This is a genomic window from Streptomyces arenae, from assembly GCF_022343545.1.
GTDB lineage: Bacteria > Actinomycetota > Actinomycetes > Streptomycetales > Streptomycetaceae > Streptomyces > Streptomyces humi.
The window spans coordinates 1-20456 of sequence record NZ_JAKQYH010000055.1 but is presented as its reverse complement, the minus strand read 5'-3'; the positions used below and the strand labels follow the sequence as shown (position 1 = coordinate 20456).

General features: G+C 70.8%; 19 protein-coding genes. 11 read left to right on the top strand and 8 right to left on the bottom strand.

Annotated features, from left to right (window positions below; translation table 11 throughout):
* The first annotated feature begins 394 nt into the window (after positions 1 to 394).
* From MB828_RS24580 to MB828_RS24570, 3 genes are read left to right on the top strand one after another with little or no spacing between them, the layout of a single operon-like run.
* The gene (locus tag MB828_RS24580) at positions 395 to 2548 is read left to right on the top strand and encodes a helix-turn-helix transcriptional regulator (protein ID WP_301650125.1); all 2154 of its coding nucleotides are present in this window, start codon (positions 395 to 397) and stop codon (positions 2546 to 2548) included.
* A 3-nt stretch (positions 2549 to 2551) separates the two neighbouring features.
* Positions 2552 to 3547: a hypothetical protein gene (locus tag MB828_RS24575; RefSeq protein ID WP_301650124.1), complete on the top strand. Its 996-nt coding sequence runs from the start codon at positions 2552 to 2554 to the stop codon at positions 3545 to 3547.
* Complete coding sequence (locus MB828_RS24570; RefSeq protein ID WP_301650123.1) at positions 3544 to 4422, top strand: DUF6339 family protein; 879 nt, start codon at positions 3544 to 3546, stop codon at positions 4420 to 4422. The genes MB828_RS24575 and MB828_RS24570 overlap by 4 nt, the downstream gene beginning before the upstream one ends.
* A gap of 18 nt (positions 4423 to 4440) precedes the next feature.
* On the opposite strand, the gene MB828_RS24565 is transcribed toward MB828_RS24570, so the two are convergent.
* The 4 genes from MB828_RS24565 to MB828_RS24550 form a co-directional block, all read right to left on the bottom strand.
* Positions 4441 to 5787, bottom strand: a complete 1347-nt coding sequence (locus tag MB828_RS24565; RefSeq protein ID WP_301650122.1) for a DNA cytosine methyltransferase — start codon at positions 5785 to 5787, stop codon at positions 4441 to 4443.
* Positions 5788 to 5798: 11 nt separating this feature from the next.
* On the bottom strand, positions 5799 to 6794 hold the full coding sequence (locus MB828_RS24560; protein ID WP_301650121.1) for a DNA cytosine methyltransferase: 996 nt from the start codon (positions 6792 to 6794) through the stop codon (positions 5799 to 5801).
* Complete coding sequence (locus MB828_RS24555) at positions 6791 to 7192, bottom strand: very short patch repair endonuclease (protein ID WP_301650120.1); 402 nt, start codon at positions 7190 to 7192, stop codon at positions 6791 to 6793. Before MB828_RS24555 ends, MB828_RS24560 begins: the two co-directional genes overlap by 4 nt.
* 404 nt (positions 7193 to 7596) lie before the next feature.
* Positions 7597 to 8619 (bottom strand): hypothetical protein, encoded by a 1023-nt coding sequence (locus MB828_RS24550; RefSeq protein ID WP_301650119.1) that lies wholly within the window; start codon positions 8617 to 8619, stop codon positions 7597 to 7599.
* An 86-nt stretch (positions 8620 to 8705) separates the two neighbouring features.
* Here MB828_RS24550 and MB828_RS24545 point away from each other — a divergent pair, with 86 nt between their 5' ends.
* Positions 8706 to 8996, top strand: coding sequence for a DUF1905 domain-containing protein (locus MB828_RS24545; protein WP_301650118.1), 291 nt, complete (start codon positions 8706 to 8708; stop codon positions 8994 to 8996).
* Positions 8997 to 9080: 84 nt separating this feature from the next.
* On the opposite strand, the gene MB828_RS24540 is transcribed toward MB828_RS24545, so the two are convergent.
* Positions 9081 to 10553: a beta-1,6-galactanase gene (locus tag MB828_RS24540; protein ID WP_301650117.1), complete on the bottom strand. Its 1473-nt coding sequence runs from the start codon at positions 10551 to 10553 to the stop codon at positions 9081 to 9083.
* 398 nt (positions 10554 to 10951) lie between these two features.
* Between MB828_RS24540 and MB828_RS24535 the strand changes: the two genes are divergently transcribed.
* Together MB828_RS24535 and MB828_RS24530 are read left to right on the top strand one after the other, a co-directional pair.
* Positions 10952 to 11728 carry a class E sortase gene (locus tag MB828_RS24535; RefSeq protein ID WP_301650167.1) on the top strand — a complete coding sequence of 259 codons (777 nt, stop codon included), beginning with the start codon at positions 10952 to 10954 and terminating at the stop codon, positions 11726 to 11728.
* 451 nt (positions 11729 to 12179) lie between these two features.
* Positions 12180 to 12785 (top strand): hypothetical protein, encoded by a 606-nt coding sequence (locus tag MB828_RS24530; RefSeq protein ID WP_301650116.1) that lies wholly within the window; start codon positions 12180 to 12182, stop codon positions 12783 to 12785.
* A 135-nt stretch (positions 12786 to 12920) separates the two neighbouring features.
* On the opposite strand, the gene MB828_RS24525 is transcribed toward MB828_RS24530, so the two are convergent.
* Positions 12921 to 14333 carry an MFS transporter gene (locus tag MB828_RS24525; RefSeq protein ID WP_301650115.1) on the bottom strand — a complete coding sequence of 471 codons (1413 nt, stop codon included), beginning with the start codon at positions 14331 to 14333 and terminating at the stop codon, positions 12921 to 12923.
* Positions 14334 to 14401: 68 nt separating this feature from the next.
* Here MB828_RS24525 and MB828_RS24520 point away from each other — a divergent pair, with 68 nt between their 5' ends.
* The 4 genes from MB828_RS24520 to MB828_RS24505 all read left to right on the top strand — a co-directional run bounded on the left by MB828_RS24520 (position 14402) and on the right by MB828_RS24505 (position 17255).
* Complete coding sequence (locus tag MB828_RS24520) at positions 14402 to 14929, top strand: winged helix-turn-helix transcriptional regulator (RefSeq protein ID WP_207920457.1); 528 nt, start codon at positions 14402 to 14404, stop codon at positions 14927 to 14929.
* An 88-nt stretch (positions 14930 to 15017) separates the two neighbouring features.
* The gene (locus MB828_RS24515; RefSeq protein WP_301650114.1) at positions 15018 to 15338 is read left to right on the top strand and encodes a DUF6412 domain-containing protein; all 321 of its coding nucleotides are present in this window, start codon (positions 15018 to 15020) and stop codon (positions 15336 to 15338) included.
* A gap of 97 nt (positions 15339 to 15435) precedes the next feature.
* Positions 15436 to 16191: a YidC/Oxa1 family membrane protein insertase gene (locus MB828_RS24510; protein WP_301650113.1), complete on the top strand. Its 756-nt coding sequence runs from the start codon at positions 15436 to 15438 to the stop codon at positions 16189 to 16191.
* A 206-nt stretch (positions 16192 to 16397) separates the two neighbouring features.
* Entirely contained in the window at positions 16398 to 17255 is an 858-nt protein-coding gene (locus tag MB828_RS24505; RefSeq protein WP_301650112.1) for a fumarylacetoacetate hydrolase family protein, read from the top strand.
* Between the two features lie 94 nt (positions 17256 to 17349).
* On the opposite strand, the gene MB828_RS24500 is transcribed toward MB828_RS24505, so the two are convergent.
* Positions 17350 to 17850: a heme-degrading domain-containing protein gene (locus tag MB828_RS24500; protein ID WP_301650111.1), complete on the bottom strand. Its 501-nt coding sequence runs from the start codon at positions 17848 to 17850 to the stop codon at positions 17350 to 17352.
* Complete coding sequence (locus MB828_RS24495; protein WP_301650110.1) at positions 17850 to 18926, bottom strand: Gfo/Idh/MocA family protein; 1077 nt, start codon at positions 18924 to 18926, stop codon at positions 17850 to 17852. The genes MB828_RS24500 and MB828_RS24495 overlap by 1 nt, the downstream gene beginning before the upstream one ends.
* 48 nt (positions 18927 to 18974) lie before the next feature.
* Here MB828_RS24495 and MB828_RS24490 point away from each other — a divergent pair, with 48 nt between their 5' ends.
* Complete coding sequence (locus MB828_RS24490; RefSeq protein WP_430381421.1) at positions 18975 to 20126, top strand: ROK family transcriptional regulator; 1152 nt, start codon at positions 18975 to 18977, stop codon at positions 20124 to 20126.
* The last annotated feature ends 330 nt before the right edge of the window (positions 20127 to 20456 follow it).

Here is a 20456-nt window from a genome sequence, read left to right as displayed (position 1 = left end):
AGGGGCTTGGGTCGAGGTTAGGATAGACCTGTGGCTTTTGGCTCTCGGTCAATTTTGGGCAGAGTTCTGTCCTGCCGCCCGATCCCCCTCGAATTTGCATTCAGGTTCACCGGCGGGGCGAAACTTTTCGCCGTTCCTCATATTATCTGGCGCCAGTCGTGGCGGTCAACCCCTATCGCTCCCAACTCCGCCTGGCCGGTCGGGAGTTGAGGGCCCTCCATGGGGAGAATGGATGCAAATGCGGTCAAAGCCGGGCAACTCGGTCTGTCTGCTTAAGCGGTCGGAAGGTCCGGGCTCGATCAACTGTTGGTTGACAGTGTTCAACTCGTCAAATTAGCCTCCTGGTCTACGACATGCGAGCTGCATGCGGCTCCAGGGGAAGAGCAGGTGGCACGTGGATACAGGCGAGGAGTTCGGGCCCTGGTTGGCTCGACAGCTCAAGCTCGCGGGAAAGACTCAGGCTGAACTGGCCGACGAGCTCCAGCTCACTCGGGCCGCCGTGTCCGCCTGGATCACGGGCCGGTCGACGCCTCGCACCACCGTGATGACGGACATCGCAAAGGCGCTCGGTACCGACGTCGGGACGGTTCATACCCGCACGACTGACACCCAGGCCGGCCTCCCAGTGACCTGGTACCACCGCCCGGGTTATCACGACGGTGGCCGCGACATGGGGAATGCCGCAGCCTTCGCCTTCGACGCCGACGTGCAGGTCCTCGCCCGCGAGACCTGCCAGAACAGCCTGGACGAGCGCCTTACGGAGAACGGCCGCCCGGTCCGGGTCCGCTACACCCTGCACGAGCTCACCGGTGAGACCCTGGAGTCCTTCCGTGAGGCGATCCTCTGGAACGATCTCTTCCCGCACTACTCCGCCGTCTCGGAGGCCGCCGCCAATCAGAAGGTCGGCCGGGTCGTGGACGCCGGGGTGCGCGACATGTACGAGAAGGGCCGGTTGGTCCTGCTGCGTGTGGACGACTACAACGCTTCCGGGCTCATCGGCGACGACTACGAGGACGGCAAGTTCGCCGCGGTGGTCAGGCGACAGTTGGAGAGCCTCAAGTCCGGTCCCAGCGCGGGTGGTTCCTACGGCCTGGGCAAGGCGACGCTGTGGGCCACCAGCGCCCTCGGACTCGTGCTCATCAACTCCACTCTGTCCGTGCCTCACGAAGGACGTACCGAAAGAAGGGTCATCGGCCGTCTCGAACTGCCGTGGCGGGAAGTGGACGGCGAGCCGTACGCGGGCCCGGCGTGGTTCGGGCGCCCCGATCCCGATTCGCCTGGTGCGATGGTCGCCCGTTCCTGGTGGGCGGACGAGGAGACCGTCGCACGCCTGCATCTGACCAGGGAGAGCGACGAACCCGGTACCTCCTTCCTCATCGTCGGCGCGCACGATGTCGCCAGCCTTGAGAGCAGGTCCGACTCCGACGACGAGACCGGCGGTGTCGAGGACGGCGACGAGGACACGCGGGACATCCGCAAGATGCACGGTCGCCTGGTAGAAGCGCTGGGACGTGACTTCTGGGCCGCGATGACCGGCGGCGGCAGCAGGCTTCCTCTCCTGGAAGTCTCTGTCCGTGCCTTCCAGAACGGCAAGGAGGTCGTGCCGGAGAAGCAGGTCGACCCCTCTGCCGAGCAGCCTGCCCGGACTCGTGCTCTCAGGGCGCACTACGAAGGCACCACGGTGGACCGCCTCACCGAGGCCGGGCAGGTCGCGGCGCGGAACGTCCCGTTGAAGCTGCCGCTCTCCGGTGGTTCCCACGGGACGCTCGGCACGCACCAGGCGGTCCTGCTGGTCACCGAGGCCGAGGGGGACAGGGAAGGAGACGGGGGAAAGAACCAGGTGCACTCGCTGCGCGGCAACCGCATGACCGTCAGGAGGGCCGGCGTTCCGAGACTGCCGCTCGGGACCAACCCCTTCCAGGCCGTTCTGCTGGTGGGCGAGGCCGCCGGAGAAACAGCTCCCTTTGCAAAGGAGGCCGAGGAATTTCTTCGTGCGGCGGAACCGCCTGAGCATGACCGCTGGGGACAGACGGAGGAGCTGACTCTGCGCTGGTCCCCGTCCGCGTATCGGCGGATCAGCGCGCTGACGGCTGAGGTCAACAATGCCGTCAGGGAACTTGTCGCGCGTCCGAAGCGCAGCAGCAGCCGCGAGGGCGGTGAGGCCGTGCGCAAGGCGTTGACCGTGAGAACGAGGCCGAAGGCCAAGGCCCCCGCCGGGCCGGTGGTTCCGGTGCTGGACACTCTCGATGCGACAGTCGGCGACGGGGGAGAGTGGCGGATCACCGCCGAAGTGAGCATCCCGCGTGGCGACGAGATCGTCCCGATGGTGCCGATCGCGCAACTGGATGTGCGGTCCGGAGGCCGTCCGAAGCTGGAGTGGGCGGAACTCGTGGCTGTCGAGGGTTGCGAGGTGGAGGACGGGACCCTGCGCTTCACTCCCGGCGTGCGTCGAGCGAAGTTCCAGGGATTCACCGATGTGAGCAGTCACCCGGTCAGGACCACGCTCACCCGCCTGGTCGTCGAACTCCGTGCGGGAAAGGGGGAGTGACGCGTGAAGATCTACCCGTACAAGCGGCTCAACCGGCCGGTCACTCTCAGAGTGACCTCGGTCTCCCTCAAGCTCTCGGACGGCACTCGCGACCAACTGGAGACCACCGCGTACTCAACCCAGCAGCAATCCGTCGCGCTCGGCATTGCCGGCCACACCGACTGGGTGAGCGCCACGATCGGCCTCTCGGCGACACTGCCACCTGGGGCGAACGCGCCGGATGCCGCCTGGTCCGATCTGCGTGTTCTGGCCGTGCTGACCGATGGCGAGACCAACGTTCGTACCTCTGCGGATCTCACGCTTGACGCCGAGGGCGGACGGGACTGGTCGGGATCGCTGGAGGTGCTCCGTGACGACCACTTGGGTCGCGCCTCCCTCGCCGTGTACGCCGTCGGAACGGTGGACGGAGTGCGCGGACGGTCGATTGCCGAGACCGACCGGAGCTGGATCGTCGACACAGTCTCCGACGAGCCGGTTCGGGGACTCCAACTGGACGTCCAGACAGCGTCGTTCAAGCGAAGCTCGCGGGAGTGGCTCCAGGTCTACGCAGACGCACCCTGGATCGTGGACGTCTCCGCGAGAGTCCCCACGGTGTTCGTGAACACCGACATCGAGGGGGTTATCGGCCTGCTGGACAGCAACGGTTCGGGAGTGGACAGCAAGGTACGTGACCTTCTGGTCGCCCAGATGGCGACCGACGTCTGGACCGCTGTGTTCCACGGCGCCATCGGCGATCTGGAGGTGGAACCCGGAGGCGGCCCGGTCTTCCCGACCGATTGGCAGGGCGAGGTGCTGCGGGAGATGCTCCCGGACGTCGTCCCCGGCGTCCACGTCGAGGAGGCCCTACGGCAGGTGCACCGCCGGCGTACCGGCGAATCGGGCTGGGTCGAGCTGCAGACCCGTATCCACTACGCGGCGGTCCGCCGTGCCGATGCCACCAAGGCGCTTGCCTATGTGATCCGCAGCCTGGAACAGATGAACCGCGAGAGTGAGACGTGATCAGCCAACCGAACCACGTACCGGAGCGGCTTGCGCTGCTAGCCACCTCGGCCGTCGACCCGTTCCTCACCGAAGAACTGCTCAGAGGCGAACAGGTTCACGGCGGCATCGACCTCGCCAAGGTCGTCGAACCGCTTCCCGAGGACGACGCTCGATGGTGGGTCGAGCCGATCCGAAGCCTGGTGGAAGACGCCATGTTCGAGTTCCGGGAGGACCGCACCCGAGCCGACGCATGGCTCGCGCCACGGCTCCACGCCACGCTTCGCCTTACCCGGCGAGAAGCGGCGGACAAGCGTCTGTGGAACCACCTGGCCCTGGCGGTGGCTCCCGACTACGTCGCTTGGCGGCACCTGTCGGAGCCGACGGCGGCTAGGCCGCAAAGGCGCATCGCAGCGGAGCGCTTCCGTGGTCCTGCGGACCGGCAGTGCTTCTCCCGTCTGTGGTGGGCGGCTGAGCTCTTCCGGAACGGGGCGGACTACGAGCCGGTCGAGGTTGCCTGCGGAAATCAGGATCTCATCCACACCGTTCTCCGGAGTGGGCTCGTCGACCACCGGCCCACCGCACAGGCTTTGGTCCGTCTCCTGAAGGCCGGCCAGATCTCCGGCGGGCGAGAGGTCGTCGGCCTGAGCGTCGCGATCAACGCGGCTGGTGCGACCCTCATCTACGACACCCTGGCGCCGGACCAGCCCCGCGACCCGGTCCATCTTCGGGCATGGATCGCGGAAGCGGAATCAGCACCACCGGTCGAGCGGTACGAACTCCCGAAGGGGCCCGACGAGGACCCTGTTCCGGAGGCGTCCGTGGCCGCGCTCACCAGCTACTTCGCGGAGCTGTTTGAGACCGCACCGGTCAGGGGCCGGAAGACCGCGGATTGACCTGGTGCGGCGGTCGGGCTACTTGGTCGCCGCCTTCTTGCTCTTGCGTGGGCGCATGGAAGAAGGCGGCGGCACCTGGTCCTTGGCCTGCGGGCACCTGTCGGTGCAGTGGTCGGGCGCGCCGCAGCCATCGCTTCTCAGCTTGGCCCGCTGCTCCTCGGTGGCCGGCTGCCACGGCTTCCTCAGCGCCTCCAGGTCCGGCTTGGGAAGTCCGAGGGCGGAACTCAGCAGGTGCGCACCGAACAGGGGCGGTACGGCGTTGCCCACCTGCTGAGCCTGCGCCGTACCGGACCACGGATAGTCCGGAGGGAAGCTCTGCAGCATGCCCGCTTCGTTCATGCTGAACCGCGGTCCTTCGTAGACGACCTTCTCGTTGAGGTGCTCGAAAACCACGAAGCGGGAGATACGGCCGGTGACAGTGGTGGCGGGCTGCTGGTCGGTCCGCACTCCACGCCTCCCCGGATGACCCGAACTGCCGTAGTTCGAACGGACCAGGAAGGGAGTGACACGCCCGGGATGTGAGCCCACCGGGTCTGAAAGGGCATCACGCATTGACCGCCAGGGAAGCCTGTTCTCGTCGCTCCCCGACGTGGCGCCGTCGTCAAGCGTCGGTTGAAGGACCTGGTCAGGTGGGCTCGTCCCGTTGGTCCGGTTCCATTCCTTAGCATCGTAGGAACGGTGGGTGGGGGATGGGAGCGAAGGCTCGCCGAGCCCTTCGCGCCGAGCGATCAACACCGCGCGTGATCGCGTCTGCGGTACCCCGTAGGTCTCCGTGTCCAGAACTCCGACGACAACCTGGTACCTGGTCCCGTCGGGGAGCCCTGTCTCGGCCAGTACCTTGGCGTAGTGCTCCCACAGCGGAGCCACTGCGGGGACCTGCTCCAGGACGATCACGTCGTACGGTCGGTTCTCACGGTTGGGGCTCCGCGTCGCCTGAATCGCGTACCGGAGAGGTTCGAGGACCAGGGCGGTGCGTGGATCGGGGAGATCCTTGAGTTCTTCGTCGATCTCCTTGTCGGAGTCACCTGGCATCAGACGGTCGATGTACTTCTTGACCCTGTCCAGGGCCTGGCGCCCGGCGCCGTGCCCGGCCACCGAGTACGTCTGGCACGGGGGGCCGCCGGCGAGCACGTTGATCTCCGGCGGCAACGACTCGAAGGCGTCCCTACGTACCGCGCTCACATCTGCGTGAAGGGTGTCCAGCCCGGCGGCGTACCGGGTCAGGCAGGCGCTTTTGTCCCACTCGACGCCGAGACTCGGGATGTCGAGCGAGTGACCGGCGACGTCCAGCCCTCCGGGACCTGCGAAGAGGTCGAGGACGAAAGGCTGGTCGAGGATGGACTTGTGGGACGCCGTGCTGGTCATGTGGCCGAAGTCTAGCCGGCAGCGGGGACTGCTGGATCCCGAATCAGCGCTGCGGCGACAGCCCTCCCCAGCGCCTCGCCCACCGGTGGTGGTGTCGCGTGCCCGACCTGGCGGTATCGGGCGGTCTTGCGGCCGGTGATCGCCCAGGTCTCGGGAAAACCCTGCAGCAGGGCGGCCTGCTCAACCGTGATCTTCACCATGTTGTCCCTGCCGAGCTCGGGGTTCCAGACGAAGTCCGCGTCGGGGACGACGTCGCCCACAGTGTGACCGTTGACACCCATGGTCGCCCAGGTCCGCTTGGCTCCCGTCGGTCCGAGGTCCGCGCCGCCCCGGTTCTTCGAGCCGCCGACCAGAGTGGGTGCCGGTCGATCGGCCTGGGCGACCCAGCGGGCGGCGTCCGGCCAACCCCGCGAGGCCATGGTCGGTCCCAGAACGGCGCCGACCGTCGTGGGCTGCTGCACGGTCGGTGCCGGTGGCCGGAATGCCGCGGCCCACTGCTGCTCGATGGCGACGAGGACGCCCTGCTTGCGGTTCTGGGGCACGCCGAAGTCGACCGCGTTCACAACGAACCAGCTGAACTCGTATCCCAAGTGGGCCAGTTCGGCTCGCGCGAAATCGCGGAACTGCTCGTAGGCGTCGGAGTGCGCGAGTCCGGGCACGTTCTCGATGAGCACCGCACGAGGCCTGATCGCATGGACGAGATAGACGGTGGCCGTCAGCAAGCGCTCCTCGGCTCCAGAATCGGCGCGTCCGACGGTCGCGCTCGACTTCACCCTCGGCAGGCCGGCCGAGAGGAGATCCACGTCGAGGCTCTCGGGGTGCTCCGCCGGGTCGAAGTCCATCAGGTCGGTGCGAAGAACGTTCCAGTGCGGGCGGTTGGCCCGCAGAGTGTCGACGGCGAGATCGTCCTCGTCCAACAGCAGGCGCGGCTCGAAACCCGCCTGCTCCAGTCCCAGGGCGAGCCCACCCGCCCCGGAGCACACGTCGACGAAAGTCAGTCCGCTCATTTTCTTCTCCCCCGCGTCCCTTCGGCCCGGCGTCGCTCCACGGCCGCCGCCACGCGCACGGCCACTTCCCCGGGAGCTTCATGCTCCCAGAAACGCAGCACCGTCCAGCCTTCCGCGACCAGATGCTCGGTCGTCTCCCGGTCGCGGGCCATGTTTCGATCAAGCTTGCGGCGCCACCAGTCCGCATTGGCCTTCGGGTGAGTGGCGTGCTGGGGGCAGCCGTGCCAGAAGCAGCCGTCGATGAGGACGGCGACCTTGGCCCGAGTGAAGGCCACGTCGATCCGTCGTCGGGGCATGCCCGGCACGGGATATTCCACGCGATAACGCAGTCCGGCCGCATGCAACAGCCGCCGTACGGCCAGCTCTGCCGCCGTGTCTTTGCTCACCTGCTTGCTCATGCGGGCGGACACGGCGAGAGAGGAGGGGACGACATGTGGCACGGGAGTATTTTGCCGGCGCGGCCGGACCGGCGTGCAACCGAGGAAGAACCTGCCCTACTGGAGGGGTGTCCTCGCTGACGGGGCCACCCGCTTCCTTGTCAGTGTCGTGCCTCCACGCCCCGCCTCAAGGGCGCTCCCGCTCCGCTGCGCTCCGCGTCCGCGTCGGCTTCGCCGATGGCCCTGCGGGCCACCCTTGACCCGGGCCGCTCCGGCACGGGGGAGAAGCGAGCGGGCGGCCCGGGGAAAGTGGGCGGCTTGCGATGGTGTGCCTCAGAGGTGGGCTGCGGTCGTGGCCGGGGTGGGGAGCGCGTCGGGTCGTCCGGGCACGCCGGGTGGGTCCGGCGGCAGCAGCCTCAGGGTGGTTACGCGCCGTGGCAGGCGTCGTAGCGCTGGTTCTGGCCGCACCAGCAGTCCGAGGTGCGCTGAGGGGGCCAGGTCACCGCTCGGCCGCGGGCCGCGAGGATTGTGGCGTACTGGGGGAGGAGGGTGGGGTCCGACGGGGAGGAGAGTTCTGAGGCTGCGAAGGCCTCGTAGGAGGGGACCGTTCCCGTGACGATGCCCAGGTTGGGGGTGCCGGAGGTGGAGAGTTCCCGGAGGGAGGACTCTATGGTCGAGAGGTGTTCGTCGTGGGAGGGGTACTCCGTGGCCAGGTCCGGGTACGCCGAGAGGAGTTCCCGGAGTTCGTCCGCCGGCCAGTGCAGCACCGCCACCGGGAAGGGGCGGGAGAGGGCCTCTCGGTAGGCGCCGAGTTCTGCCTGGAGGCGGGAGATCTCCGCTTCCAGTTCCGCCGGGTTGTCCGAGCCCAGGGACCACACCCGCTTCGGGTCGTGGAGTTCGTCCAGGGAGACCGAGGAAGAGTGGGACGAGTGGAGGGTGTCGGCGCGGGCGTCCCAGTCGTCGTGGGGGAGGCCGAGCATGCGGCGGACCCTGTGCCGGCCGAACAGCACCGGGTGCGTCGCGTACGGGGGTTCCGCCACGTCCGTGAGGAGGAGGGTCGCCGCCTCCGTGAACGTCTCGTGCGCCGCTTCCAGTTCGTCGTGGGATTCCAGGGACTCCGCGACGATGACCCAGGGGGCCGGATCCCGGGGGGCCGTGGCACGGACGCCGTCGATGATCGCCCGGGCCTCGGCCTCGTGGTCGTACTCCCAGAGGTTCGAGGCCTTCAGCGCCCGGACCAGCGGCGCGTTCTCCAGGGTGTCCTGCGCGGACAGCAGGCGGTCGTAGAGCGCGGTGGCGGCGGGGCGGGCGTCGGCCAGTTCCAGGTGGGCCGCGGCCTGGAGGAGGAGGGCTTCGGCGTCCTCGGGGTACAGGCCGGCGGTCCGCTCCAGGCGTGCCGCTTCGGCGGTGTGGTCGACGACGTTCTCGGCAGGCGTGTCGGGGCGCATGAACGACACCGTACTGCCCGGCGGTGACAAAGAAGAGACAGGGATGGGGGGCAGTCGGTGCGGTCGGGAGCGAGGGGAGTCGTTCGGTGCGGTTCGAGTTCGGTGGGTGTGTCGTGGAGTGGCGGGGGCCCGCTCCTTATTACTTCCTGCCGGTGCCGGAGGAGGAGTGCGAGGAGATCCGGGCGGTGGCGGCCATGGCCTCGTACGGCTGGGGGGTCGTTCCCGTTGAGGTGACCTTGGGCGGGGTCGTGTTCGAGACGTCCCTGTTTCCCAAGGACGGCGGGTATCTGTTGCCGCTCAAGAGCGCGGTGCGCAGGCCGCAGGGGCTGGGCGCGGGGGACGAGGTGCGGGTGGAGCTGCGGGTGCGGCTCGGGTAGGCGCCCGACATGCGTCGTGACGGCGGGACGCGGTGAGCGTGGCGGCGGGGCACGGGGAGGGCGTGGTCCCGCCGCCGGTTGGGGTCAGATCGTCACGCCGTCGATCTGCAGGGTCTGCACCGCCTTGGCCGCGACCGACACCGCCACCGTCTTCCCTGAGAGGTAGGTGTCCGAGTACGACTTGTACGCGTCGCCGCCCGTGGTCACCGTGTTCCAGCGCGGAACCAGGCCGTTCGTGCCGCCCGTCACCGTCGTGAAGCCGGAGAGGTTGAAGGTGAAGGTCTGGGCGGAGGTGGCCGTGTTCAGGGCGACGATCACCAGGCGCTTCGCGGAGGAGTCGTAGGCCGCGACCGCGTTGCTCACGCCCGTGTCGAGGATCTTCATCCCGGGGCGGATGTGCCGGCTGAACTGCGCCATCACGTAGTACTTGGTGGTGATGGCGCCCGCGGTCAGGGTGCTCGCGTCGTACGCGATCATCGCCCAGTTCGTGGACGGGTCCATGACCTGCCAGTAGACCCACGCGGTGGGGTGCAGCCAGCGGAAGTCGTAGAGCAGGTTGAAGGCCATGGTGTAGCCGGTGCCGTCGTTGTCGCCGGTCTCGGAGTTCCACAGGGCCTTGCCGGCCGTCGTGACGACGTCCGTGTAGAGCAGGTCGCGGCGGCCGCCGGAGCCCTGGTAGCCGTGGACGTTGACGCGGTCCACATAGCCCTTCGTGGTGGAGGAGAAGGCGCTCCAGGTGGTGCGGGCGAGGTCGTAGCTGGTCTCGTCGGAGGCGGAGATCTTGGTGCTGGTGAGGCCCCGGCTGTTCAACTCGCTGCGTAGATAGGGGAGTACGGCCGCCTGGACCGTCGAGTCGATGTGGCAGCCCTCCTGGGTGCCGGTCGCCGTCCACCAGGAGGACGAGGGCTCGTTGAAGGCCTCCACCGTCGCGAAGTTCACGCCCCAGTTGTTCTTGGCGTACAGGGCGACCGAGGCCAGGTGGGAGGCGTGCTGGCGGTAGTTCCAGGACTGGAGGTTGTTGCCGCCGTCGGCGGCGCCGGACGGGTTGTGGTTGAGGCACATCCACCACATGGGGGAGTTGGCGAAGAGTTCGGCCGTCGCGCCGCGGTTCACCGCCTTGACGAGCATCGCGCGCTGGGTCGCGTCCGCGGTCCAGTCCCAGGCCGAGGAGGTGGGGTCCTCGTTGTTCCAGTCCTGCCAGTAGCCCTCGATCTGCTTGTACGCGGGGATGTTGGCGGAGGCCACCATGCTCTCGCCGCTCACGGTGTTCCAGCTGCACGCGCCCAGGTTGTAGCGGGCGATGTTCAGGCCCAGGCCGGGCAGCGAAGTGCTGTTGTACGTCGTCGACTTGGTGGTGAAGAAGATGTCGGCGAAGTCGTCCCGGGTGCCGAAGACGTTGCCCCACCAGGCGAGGGACGTGCCCCAGCCCTCCCACGTGCCCCACGACGTCGACGGGCTGACGGTGATCGTCGCGTCGGCGCGGGCCGTGCCGGTGGCCAGGGCGCTGCCCAGGATGCCGCCTCCGGCGGCGGCCAGGAGTGTTCTGCGTCGGATCATGGCTGTTTCTCAACCTCTCCGTGCGGCTCAAACACCGGTTCCCGGACCGGCGTTGACTCGTCCCCCCGCATGCCAACACGAAGCATCAGGTGTGGCGTGTGGGGTTGTCGAGGGTTGCGACAGTGCTTTCTAAAACCCGTGGAGGAAGTGATCGTGGGGAGGGGTGGGGACGGGAAGCCCTACGGCTCTGGTGAGTTGGCCGCGATCGCCTTATCGTGCGGGCCCAACCGGGCGTCGGCGGGAGGTGTGCGGTGCGGCGGGTGTGGTGGGTGCGGCGGGTGTGGCGGGTGCGGGGGGTGCGGGGGGTGCCGCGAGTCGTGGGGCACGGTGACCGGCGGTGGTGGGCGCGGCGACGGCGGGCGGGACGCGGAACGGTGGGGCAGGCGGCGGTGGGACGGATGCCGGTGGGGCGGCGGGTGCTGTGGAGCGGGGGTGAACTCCTCGTCACCGTCGGCGTGGTGCTCATGCTGCTGGTCGTGCACCAGCTGTGGTGGACCAACCGGGAGGCGAAGCGGGGCGCCGAGCGGAAGGTGGAGGCACTGGAACGGGAGTGGGGGAGCGCGGGGGGTTCCGGGGGTGCGGGCGACGGGGCGAAGGGCGGCTCCGGTACGACCGGTTCCGCGTCGTCCACCGGTACCGGCACCGGTAGCGGCGGCGGTACCGGCAGCGGTGCCGGGCGGCGGCAGTCGTCGTACACCACCCGGGTCGTCGCCTCGCAGGCCTACGCCGTGCTCGTCGTCCCGCGCCTCGGTCTGCGCGTGCCCGTCGCCGAGGGCGTCAGCAAACCGAACGTGCTCAACCACGGGTACGTCGGTCACTATCCCGGCACCCAACAGCCGGGCCAGGCTGGGAACTTCGCGGTCGCCGGGCACCGGAACACGCACGGGGAGCCGTTCCGGTACCTCCCCCGGCTCCGGCGGAAGGACACCGTCGAGGTCGAGACGAGGGCGGCGACCTACACGTACGTCGTCGACCAGATCCTGCCGCAGACCTCGTCCCGGGACTCGGGGGTCATCAGGCCCGTACCGCGCTCGATCGTGAAGCCGTCGTACGGGTACAAGGAGCCGGGGTACTACATCACCCTCACCACCTGCACGCCCGAGTTCACCTCGCGGTACCGGATGGTGGTGTGGGGGAAGCTGGTCTCGACGCGGCCGCGGGCGGGGAGCGGGTGAGCGCCCAATTCCCGTCGCCGTAGCGGCCCGACGGGTGCAGGGGGGGCAGGGGGAGGGCGTCGAGTGGGGCGGTGCCGAAGCCTGGCCGGCGGCTCGTGGTCCCGACGAGGCTCGTGCTTGCGACGCGGCTCGTGGTACCGATGCGGCTCGTGCTCGCGACGTGGCTCGTGGTCCCGACGTGGCTCGTGCTTGCGACGTGGCTCGTGGTCCCGACAGGCGACGGGTGACCGCATCGCCTACCGTGAGATGGTCCAGTGAGCCCGTGGTCCACGGCCTCGGAGTGCTCACGTCCGCAGTCGCGGACCTGTCCGGTGGGGGCCACGGGGGGTACCGGCCGGCCCACTGCCTCGCCCAGGGTCGTAGGACCATGTGGGGGACCTTCAGGCATGCGTGCAGAGGACATAGTCATGCGTGCGGAGGACATGGCGGCGGCCCGAGAACCGGAGGGATCATGACCATGTCCCGCCTGTCCCTGAAAGCCACGCTGTGCATGTTCGTCGCGTTGCTGACGGCAGCGCTGTGGACCCAGCCCGCGAGCGCGTACACCTGGGCCCGAAGAGTCACCGTCTACAACGCCTCCGGTCTCTGCGTCCAGGGAGACGCGGGCATCGACCACAAGAAACCCGGCGTGCTGTCCGGCGACCTCGCCTACTCGGAGACCTACGCGTTCACGCAGGGCTGCGGTACGGGGCTGAACTCGCCCGACGGCTGGGCCGCCACCCGAGTGACCGTCTTCCGGTGGAACGGGTCCGCCTGGGCGGCCTGCCGTACCAGCGGCTGGAAGGTCGGCGCCACGGGCGTGAACCAGTGGGGTGCGTGGGGTCCGGCGCAGGTCTTCGACTGGGGCGGCTGGGCTTCGTGCGGGGCGGGCTTCTACGGGGCGCAGGCCAGGGCCCTGGTCTGGGACGGCTCCCAGTGGCGTGGCGGCAACGTCTGGTCGGGGTTCGAGCAGGCCTCGCCCACGGGGTTCGCGAGCATGCGGCAGCCCGCGCCCGGTTCCGCTCCCGCCGCGCAGTCCGACGTACCCGCGTTCCGCCCGGCGGCACAGTCCCGGTGACGGGCGGGAGCAGGCGGCGGACGGGAGCTGGGGTGGAGGCCGCCGCCGGGCGGACCGCCGCTCCCGCTAGCGCGTACCCGCCGTTCCGGCCGGCGCGTACCCGCCGTTCCGGCCGGCGCGTACCCGCCGCTCCCGCTAGTGCGCCCGCTCCCGTAGCGCCATCACACCCGCCGCCCCCAGCGCCGCCACGCCCGCCGACACCACCATCGCCACGTCCGCGCCGTGGGCCAGGCCGCCCCCGGTGGACGTGGCGATGGCGATCGTCAGGGCCACGCCCGCGCAGGAGCCGATGTAGCGGAACGTCTGCTGGGCGCCCGAGCCCATCGCGGCGCGGGCGGCCGGGACCGACTCCACCGCCAGCAGGGGCAGCGCCGCGTTGAGGAGGCCGCTGCCCGCCCCGCCGAGCACCAGACCGGGCAGGAGGCGGGGCCAGGAACCGGCGTCCAGCGCGCCCAGCATGGCCAGCGCGCCGCCCGCGTGCAGCAGGAAACCGGCGGCCAGCTGCCAGCGCGGGGCGACCCGGCCGGCCAGCCGCTTCGCCTGCAACGCCACCGCGAAGGACAGGCCGGACCAGAGCAGGAACAGCCACGCCGTGTCCATCGCGGACATGCCCAGCGTCTGCTGGAGCAGCGCCGGCAGGAAGCTGAACAGGCCGATCACCGTCAGACCCGTGACGAGACCGGCGAGGGAGGAGGACAGGAAGCGCGGGGTGCGGAAGAGGGCCAGGTCGATCATCGGGGTCGGCGCGAAACGGCGCTCGATCACGGTGAACAGCGCCAGCAGGACCACCGTCGCCGCCAGCAGCAGGCCGACCTGCGGCCGCAGCCAGCCGTCCCGGCCCAGCGTCAGGGCCGCGACCAGGGACACCAGCGCCAGCCCGAAGGCCAGCGCCCCGGCGACGTCCGGGCGGCCGCCGCGCGGGGAACGGGACTCCGTCAGCGTCCGGACGGAGAGGGCCGCCACCAGTAGGGCCGCCGCGCCCAGCACGGCGTACGCCACCCGCCAGTTCGGCATCGCCCCCGCCACCAGCGGGCCGAGCGCGATGCCGCCGCTCACGAACGCGCCCCACACGCCCGTCGCGTGCAGCCGGCCGCGCGGGGTCGGGAACGCGGCCACCAGCAGGCCCAGGCTGCTCGCCAGGATCGCCGCGCTCGCCGCGCCCTGCGCCACCCGCGCCAGGGTGAACGCCCAGGTGGAGGTGGTGAGGCCGCCCAGGGCCGTGGTCAGGCCGAGGGCCAGGGTGCCGGCGACGAAGACGCGGCGGCGCCCGTAGTCGTCGGCGAGGCTGCCCGCCACGAGGAGGAGGGCGGCGAGGCCGAGCGGGGTGCCGTTCAGCAGCCAGGCCTGCGCGGACAGCGGGGTGTGCAGGGCGGTGGCCGTTTCGCGGAGCGTGACCACCGGGGCCGTGTACGTCATCAGGGCCACGGCGGTCGCGGCGCTGGTGAGGGCCAGGGTGGCACGGGCGCTTCGGGACGGGGCCGAGTCCGTGCCGGGCGGTGCGCCCACGGCACTCCCCGAGGGGAGGGTTCTTTCATTGAACCTAGTCATGGCGGTACCGTAACACCATCGGTTCGTTCATTGAACCTTGGACAGAGAAGTTGACTAAGGTGGTCGGCATGGCACTGGGCAAGGACTACGTGACGCAGGAGTGCTCGATCGCCCGCGCGCTGGAGGTCGTCGGCGAGCGCTGGACCCTGCTCGTCGTCCGCGACGCGCTCTACGGCGTGCGGCGCTACAACGACTTCCTCGTCCACCTCGGCATCCCGCGCGCCGTGCTGTCGGCCCGCCTGAGGACGCTCACCGAGGAGGGGATCCTGGAGAAGCGCCGGTACCAGGAGTCGCCGCCCCGCGACGAGTACGTCGTCACCGACCGGGGGATCGCGCTCTGGCCCACCCTGCGGGCCCTCGCCCTCTGGGGACGCGAGCACCTCATGGACCGCCGGCTGCGCTACTTCCGGCACGTCGAGTGCGGGACCGAACTCGGCCCGTACGGCGAATGTCCCGCCTGCGGAACCGTCGTACCCGTCGCGGACGTTCTCATCACGCCGGGACCGGGACTCGACCCCGACCCGGCCGACCCGGTCAGCCGCGCGCTCCTCAAGCCGAAGCGGCTCCTGGAGCCGCTGGAGACAGATCCGGTATAACGGCGGTACGAGCAGTACAGGCAAGCGAAGAGCGGTGCACAGGCGGTACGAGCGGTACAACGGCGTTGCGAGGGAGGGGGGTTCGGAGATGCGGGTGCACGGCCGTCAGGTCCTGTCGTCGCGTCCCGCCGCCCTGCTCCTGCTGCTGCTGTTCGACCTCCTGCTGCTCGACTCCGGCAGCCTCTTCACCACCGTCGCGCTCGCCGCGACCGCCGCCGTCGGCTCGGCCCTCGCCGTCAGCTGCCTGCTCGCCGCGCGGTCCGCGCCCGCCGTCCCGCCCACCCGGGTCCGTACGGCGATACGCGACCGGGCCCGCCGCACCGCCTTCCTCGCCCAGTGCGATCCGGACGCGAAGGGCCGCACCAGGCCACGAGCACCCGGGCACGCCCTCCGGGCGACCACCGCGTAAGGCATCCGGAACCCGTTCCGGGTGCCCTCGCGCGGGTCGTCATGCCGTCCCACCTCTTCATCACGGCACGACGAGACCCCTTGGAGGGCTCCCACCCATGTCCGTTTTCGCCGGCCTGGTCGAGCGGCTCGCCGACCTGCTCCAGCCGCTCTTCCACGCCTCCGCGGCCGCCGCCGCGATCGTCCTGTTCACCGCGCTCGTACGACTGCTCGTGCACCCCCTGTCCCGGGCCGCAGCCCGGGGCCAGCGGGCCCGGGCCGCGCTCCAGCCCAGAGTCGCCGAACTGCGCAGGAAGCACGGGAAGGACCAGCAGGCCCTCCAGCGGGCCGTGCTGGAACTGCACGCCGAGGAGAAGGTCTCCCCGCTGTCCGGCTGCCTGCCGGGGCTGCTTCAGCTGCCCGCCTTCTTCCTCCTCTACCACCTCTTCTCCAGCCCCACGCTCGGCGGCCGGGCGGGCGGCCTGCTCTCCCACGACCTGCTGGGGGCTCCCCTCGGCGGAAGGGGGACCGACCTCCTCGGTACCGGGTTCGGAAGCTCCGCCAGCCTGGTCTACCTGGGGCTGTTCGTCCTCGTCGCGGCCGTCGCCACCTTCAACTTCCTGCGCGCCAGGCGTACGGCGGCGGAGGCGGCGGTGAGCGGCGCGGAGGGCGGCGCGGAGGGCGGCGCGGAGGGCGGCGCGGAGGGCGGCGCGGACGTCGAGCAGGTGCCGGGGCTGGGCGCGGTCGCCAAGGTCGCGCCGTACCTGTCGTACTTCACGCTGTTCACCGTCGCCGTGGTGCCGCTGGCGGCCGCGCTGTACGTGGTGACCAGTACGGCCTGGAGCGCGGTGGAACGCGCCGTGCTGTACCGGTGAGGAACCGGACGGCGGACCGGACGGCGCGGGATCGTAGGCCGCGGGACCGGACGGCGCCTGGACCGGACGGCGCGAGGCCGGGCGGCTGCGGTCCAGTACGTGAACAGGCTCTTGCCCGTTGCATGCCCATCTTGGAGGATCGACCAGTCCTCCGATGGCTGCACCCATCGGGCGGGCGCACGCTATCAAGGGAGATGGTGACGACCATGAAGCTGCTGCGAGTCGGTACGACGGGGGCGGAGCGGCCCGCGCTGCTCGACGCCGAGGGGGTCCTGCGGGACCTGTCCGGTGTCGTGGACGACATCGACGGGGCGCTGCTCGCCGACGACGCCGCCCTCGCCCGGGTCAGGGCCGCCGCCGACGCCGGGGAGCTGCCCGCGCTCGACGCGACCGGGCTGCGGATCGGACCGCCGCTGGGGCGGATCGGCAAGGTCGTCTGCATCGGCCTCAACTACCACGACCACGCCCGCGAGACCGGCGCCGAGCCGCCGGCCGAGCCGGTCGTCTTCTTCAAGGCCGCGGACACGGTCGTCGGGCCGAACGACACCGTGCTGGTGCCGCGCGGGTCGGTGAAGACCGACTGGGAGGTCGAACTCGCGGTCGTCATCGGGCGCACGGCCCGCTACCTGTCCGACGACGAGGATCCGCTGGCGTACGTCGCCGGGTACGCGGTCGCGCACGACGTCTCCGAGCGGGAGTTCCAGATCGAGCGGGGCGGGACCTGGGACAAGGGGAAGAACTGCGAGACGTTCAACCCGCTGGGGCCGTGGCTGGTGACGGCCGACGAGGTCGGGGACCCGCAGGGACTGTCGCTGCGGCTCTGGGTGAACGGGGAGCTGAAGCAGGACGGGACGACCGCCGAGCAGATCTTCTCGGTCGCCGAAGTCGTGCGGTACGTCAGCCAGTTCATGGTGCTGTACCCGGGTGACGTCATCAACACCGGGACTCCGGCGGGGGTCGCGCTGGGCGCGCCCGAGCCGAAGCCGTTCCTGCGGGGCGGGGACGTGGTGGAGCTGGAGATCGCCGGGCTCGGCCGTCAGAGGCAGGAGTTCAAGGACGCGTAGGCGCTCCGCTGGAAGGGCCGGGGAACCGCGCCGGTCGGTCGTCTGCGGGTCGACTGTGGCCGGTCGCGCAGTTCCCCGCGCCCCTTTTTTTCGGCTACGCCTTCAAATATGCCTCTAGGGCCTCCACCACGAAGCGGTGGTCCTGGAGTTGGGGGAGGCCCGAGACGGTCACCGAGCCGATCACGCCGACGTTCTCGACGGTGATCGGGAAGGAGCCGCCGTGGGCCGCGTACTCGTCGGGGTCCAGGCGGGAGGACTCCTCGAAGGTCGTGCCCTTGGCGCGGAACCGGGCCCCCACCAGGTAGGAGGCCGCGCCGTAGCGCTCCACCACCCGGCGCTTGCGGGCGATCCAGGCGTCGTTGTCCGGGGTGGAGCCGGGCAGGGCCGCGTGGAAGAGCTGCTGGCCCGCGCGGTGGATGTCGACGGCCACGGGGGCCTGGCGCTCCCGGGCCAGCTCCACCAGCAGGGAGCCCAGGGCCCACGCGTCGTCGTTGGTGAACTGCCGGAAGACCAGGCGCTGTTCCTGCTTCTCCAACTCCTCTACCGACGGGGTGAGTTCGGGAGTGGACCGCGGGGTGATCTGCGGGTGGTGCATCAGAGGGTCACCGTCACTTTCTCGACCGCCGAACGGCGGGCTGCTTCCAGTACGTCCAGGGTGTCCGCCGCCTCCAGGGCGGTCACCGGGTTGGGGCCCTCGCCGCGCAGGGCCCGGGCCACGGCCGCGTAGTACGCGGGGTAGTCGCCGGGCAGGGTGGGGACGGCCCGGCCGCCGCCGGTCAGCGGGGACTCCCCGGCGCCGACCCGGCCGTACAGGGACTCCGGCTCGGCGCCCCAGCCGTCCGCGGTGCCCGGCCGGTCGCCCTCGCGCAGCGCCGCCTCCTGCGGGTCGAGGCCGTACTTGACGTAACCCGCCTTCGAGCCGAGGACCCGGAAGCGCGGGCCGAGCTGGGCCGCCGTCGCGGAGACGTAGAGGTGGGAGCGGACGCCGTTCGCGTGGGTGAGCGCGATGAACGTGTCGTCGTCGGTCTCGGCGCCGTCCCGGCGGATCACCGACTCGGCGTACACCTCGGTCGCCGGGCCGAAGAGCGTCAGGGCCTGGTCGACGACGTGGCTGCCGAGGTCGTAGAGGAGACCTCCGATCTCTGCCGGGTCGCCGGACTCGCGCCAGCCGCCCTTGGGCTGCGGGCGCCAGCGCTCGAAGCGGGACTCGAAGCGCCATGCCTCGCCCAGTTCGCCGTCCGCCAGCAGCTTGCGCAGGGTCAGGAAGTCGTTGTCCCAGCGGCGGTTCTGGAAGACCGAGAGCAGCAGCCCGCGCTCCTCGGCGAGGGCGGCCAGCTCACGGGCCTCGGCGGCGGTGCCGGCGACCGGCTTGTCCACCACGACCGGCAGGCCCGCCTTGAGGGCGGTCGTCGCCAGCGGGACGTGGGTCTTGTTCGGGGACGCGATGACGATCAGGTCGAGGCCGTCGGCCCGGTCGAACAGGTCGTCCGGGGTGGCGACCGTCCGGACGCCGGTGAACTCGGCCTTCGCCTGCGCCTGCCGCTCGGGGTTCGAGGTGACCACCGTGTCCAGGGCGAGGCCCTCGGTGGCGGCGATCAGCGGGGCGTGGAAGACGGATCCGGCGAGGCCGTAGCCGATGAGGCCGACGCGCAGGGGAGTGGCAGCTGTCATGCCTCCCACTTTCGCAACGCTGTTGCCAAAGTGCAAGTGGCGGGGACAATGGGTGGCGTGAACAGGACGAGGAGCGGCGCGGGAAGCGGCACGCCGAGCCGTACGAGGGGCGGGCCGGGCCAGGCCGGGGCGAATCTGCTCGCCGTGCGCAGCCACAACACCGCGCTGGTGCTGGACCTGCTGCGGACCGCCGGGAGCGAGGGCATCAGCCGGCTCGAACTGGCCGAGCGCACCGGGCTCACGCCCCAGGCCGTCAGCAAGATCACCGCCCGGCTGCGCGAGGCGGGCCTCGCGGCGGAGGCCGGACGGCGCGCGTCCACCGGGGGCAAGCCGGCCACCGTACTGCGGCTGGTGCCGGAGGCCGGACACGCGGTGGGGGTGCACCTCGACCGGGACGGGCTGCGGGCGGTGCTGGTGGACCTCGACGGGAGGGTGGTGGCGGAGCGGCGCGCGGAACTGGACCTGGGGGCGGGTGCGACGGCCGTGGTGGGGGCGCTCGCGGAGGCGGCCGGGGAGCTGATCGCGGACGGGGGCGACGCGCTGCTCGGGGTCGGGGTCGCCGCGCCCGGTCCGCTCGACCACGGCCACGGGGTGCTGCACCGGGTCACCGGGTTCCCCGAGTGGGACGGCTTTCCGCTGCGGGACGCGCTCGCGGAGCGGTTGGGGGTACCGGTCGTCGTCGACAAGGACACCAACGCGGCCGCCCTCGGACTCGCCGTCGGCGGCGAGGGCGGTTCCTTCGCCTACCTGCACCTCGGTACGGGTCTCGGCGCCGGACTGGTGATCGGCGGCAGCGTGCACCGGGGGCCGCGCACGGGGGCGGGGGAGTTCGGGCACCAGGTCATCCAGCTGGACGGGCCGCCGTGCCACTGCGGCAACCGGGGCTGCATCGAGGCGCTGTGCCTGGCGGCGGTGGACCGGGCGGAACCGGCCGAGGCGGCACGGGTGCTGGGAGCGGGGGCCGCGAACCTGGCCGGGCTGCTCGACATCGACCAGGTGCTGCTCGGCGGCCGTACGATCGCCGCCGCGCCGGAGACCTTCGTACGCGGGGTCGCCGCCGTCCTCGACGAACGCGCCCGGCGCGAGGGCGCCCTCGGCACCACCGTCCCCGTCCGCCTCGTCCCCGGCGGCGACCGCACGGTCGCGGAAGGCGCGGCCCAACTACTCCTGGCCCCCCTCTTCGGCCGGGCGGACGGCTGACGGGGGCGGCGGCCGAGGGGGCGGCGGCCGACGGGGGCGGCCGGCAGCTGACCGGGGACTGACGGGGACCGACTGGGAGATCAACCGGGGGACTGATGGGACCGAGTGGGTGACCGGATGGGGGACTGGCCGGAGTCCGGCCCGGTGATCGATCGAGGGGGGCGGCTGGTCGGCGATTGAGCAGGGGGGCGACATGGGCTGGCCGAAGCCCGAGCGGGGGACCGATGGGCGCTGGCCGAAGTCTGACCGGGTGACAGACGGGGGCTGGCCGAAGCCCGAGCGGCGGACCGACGGGGGCTGGCCGAAGCTCGGACGGAGGGGCGGTGGGGG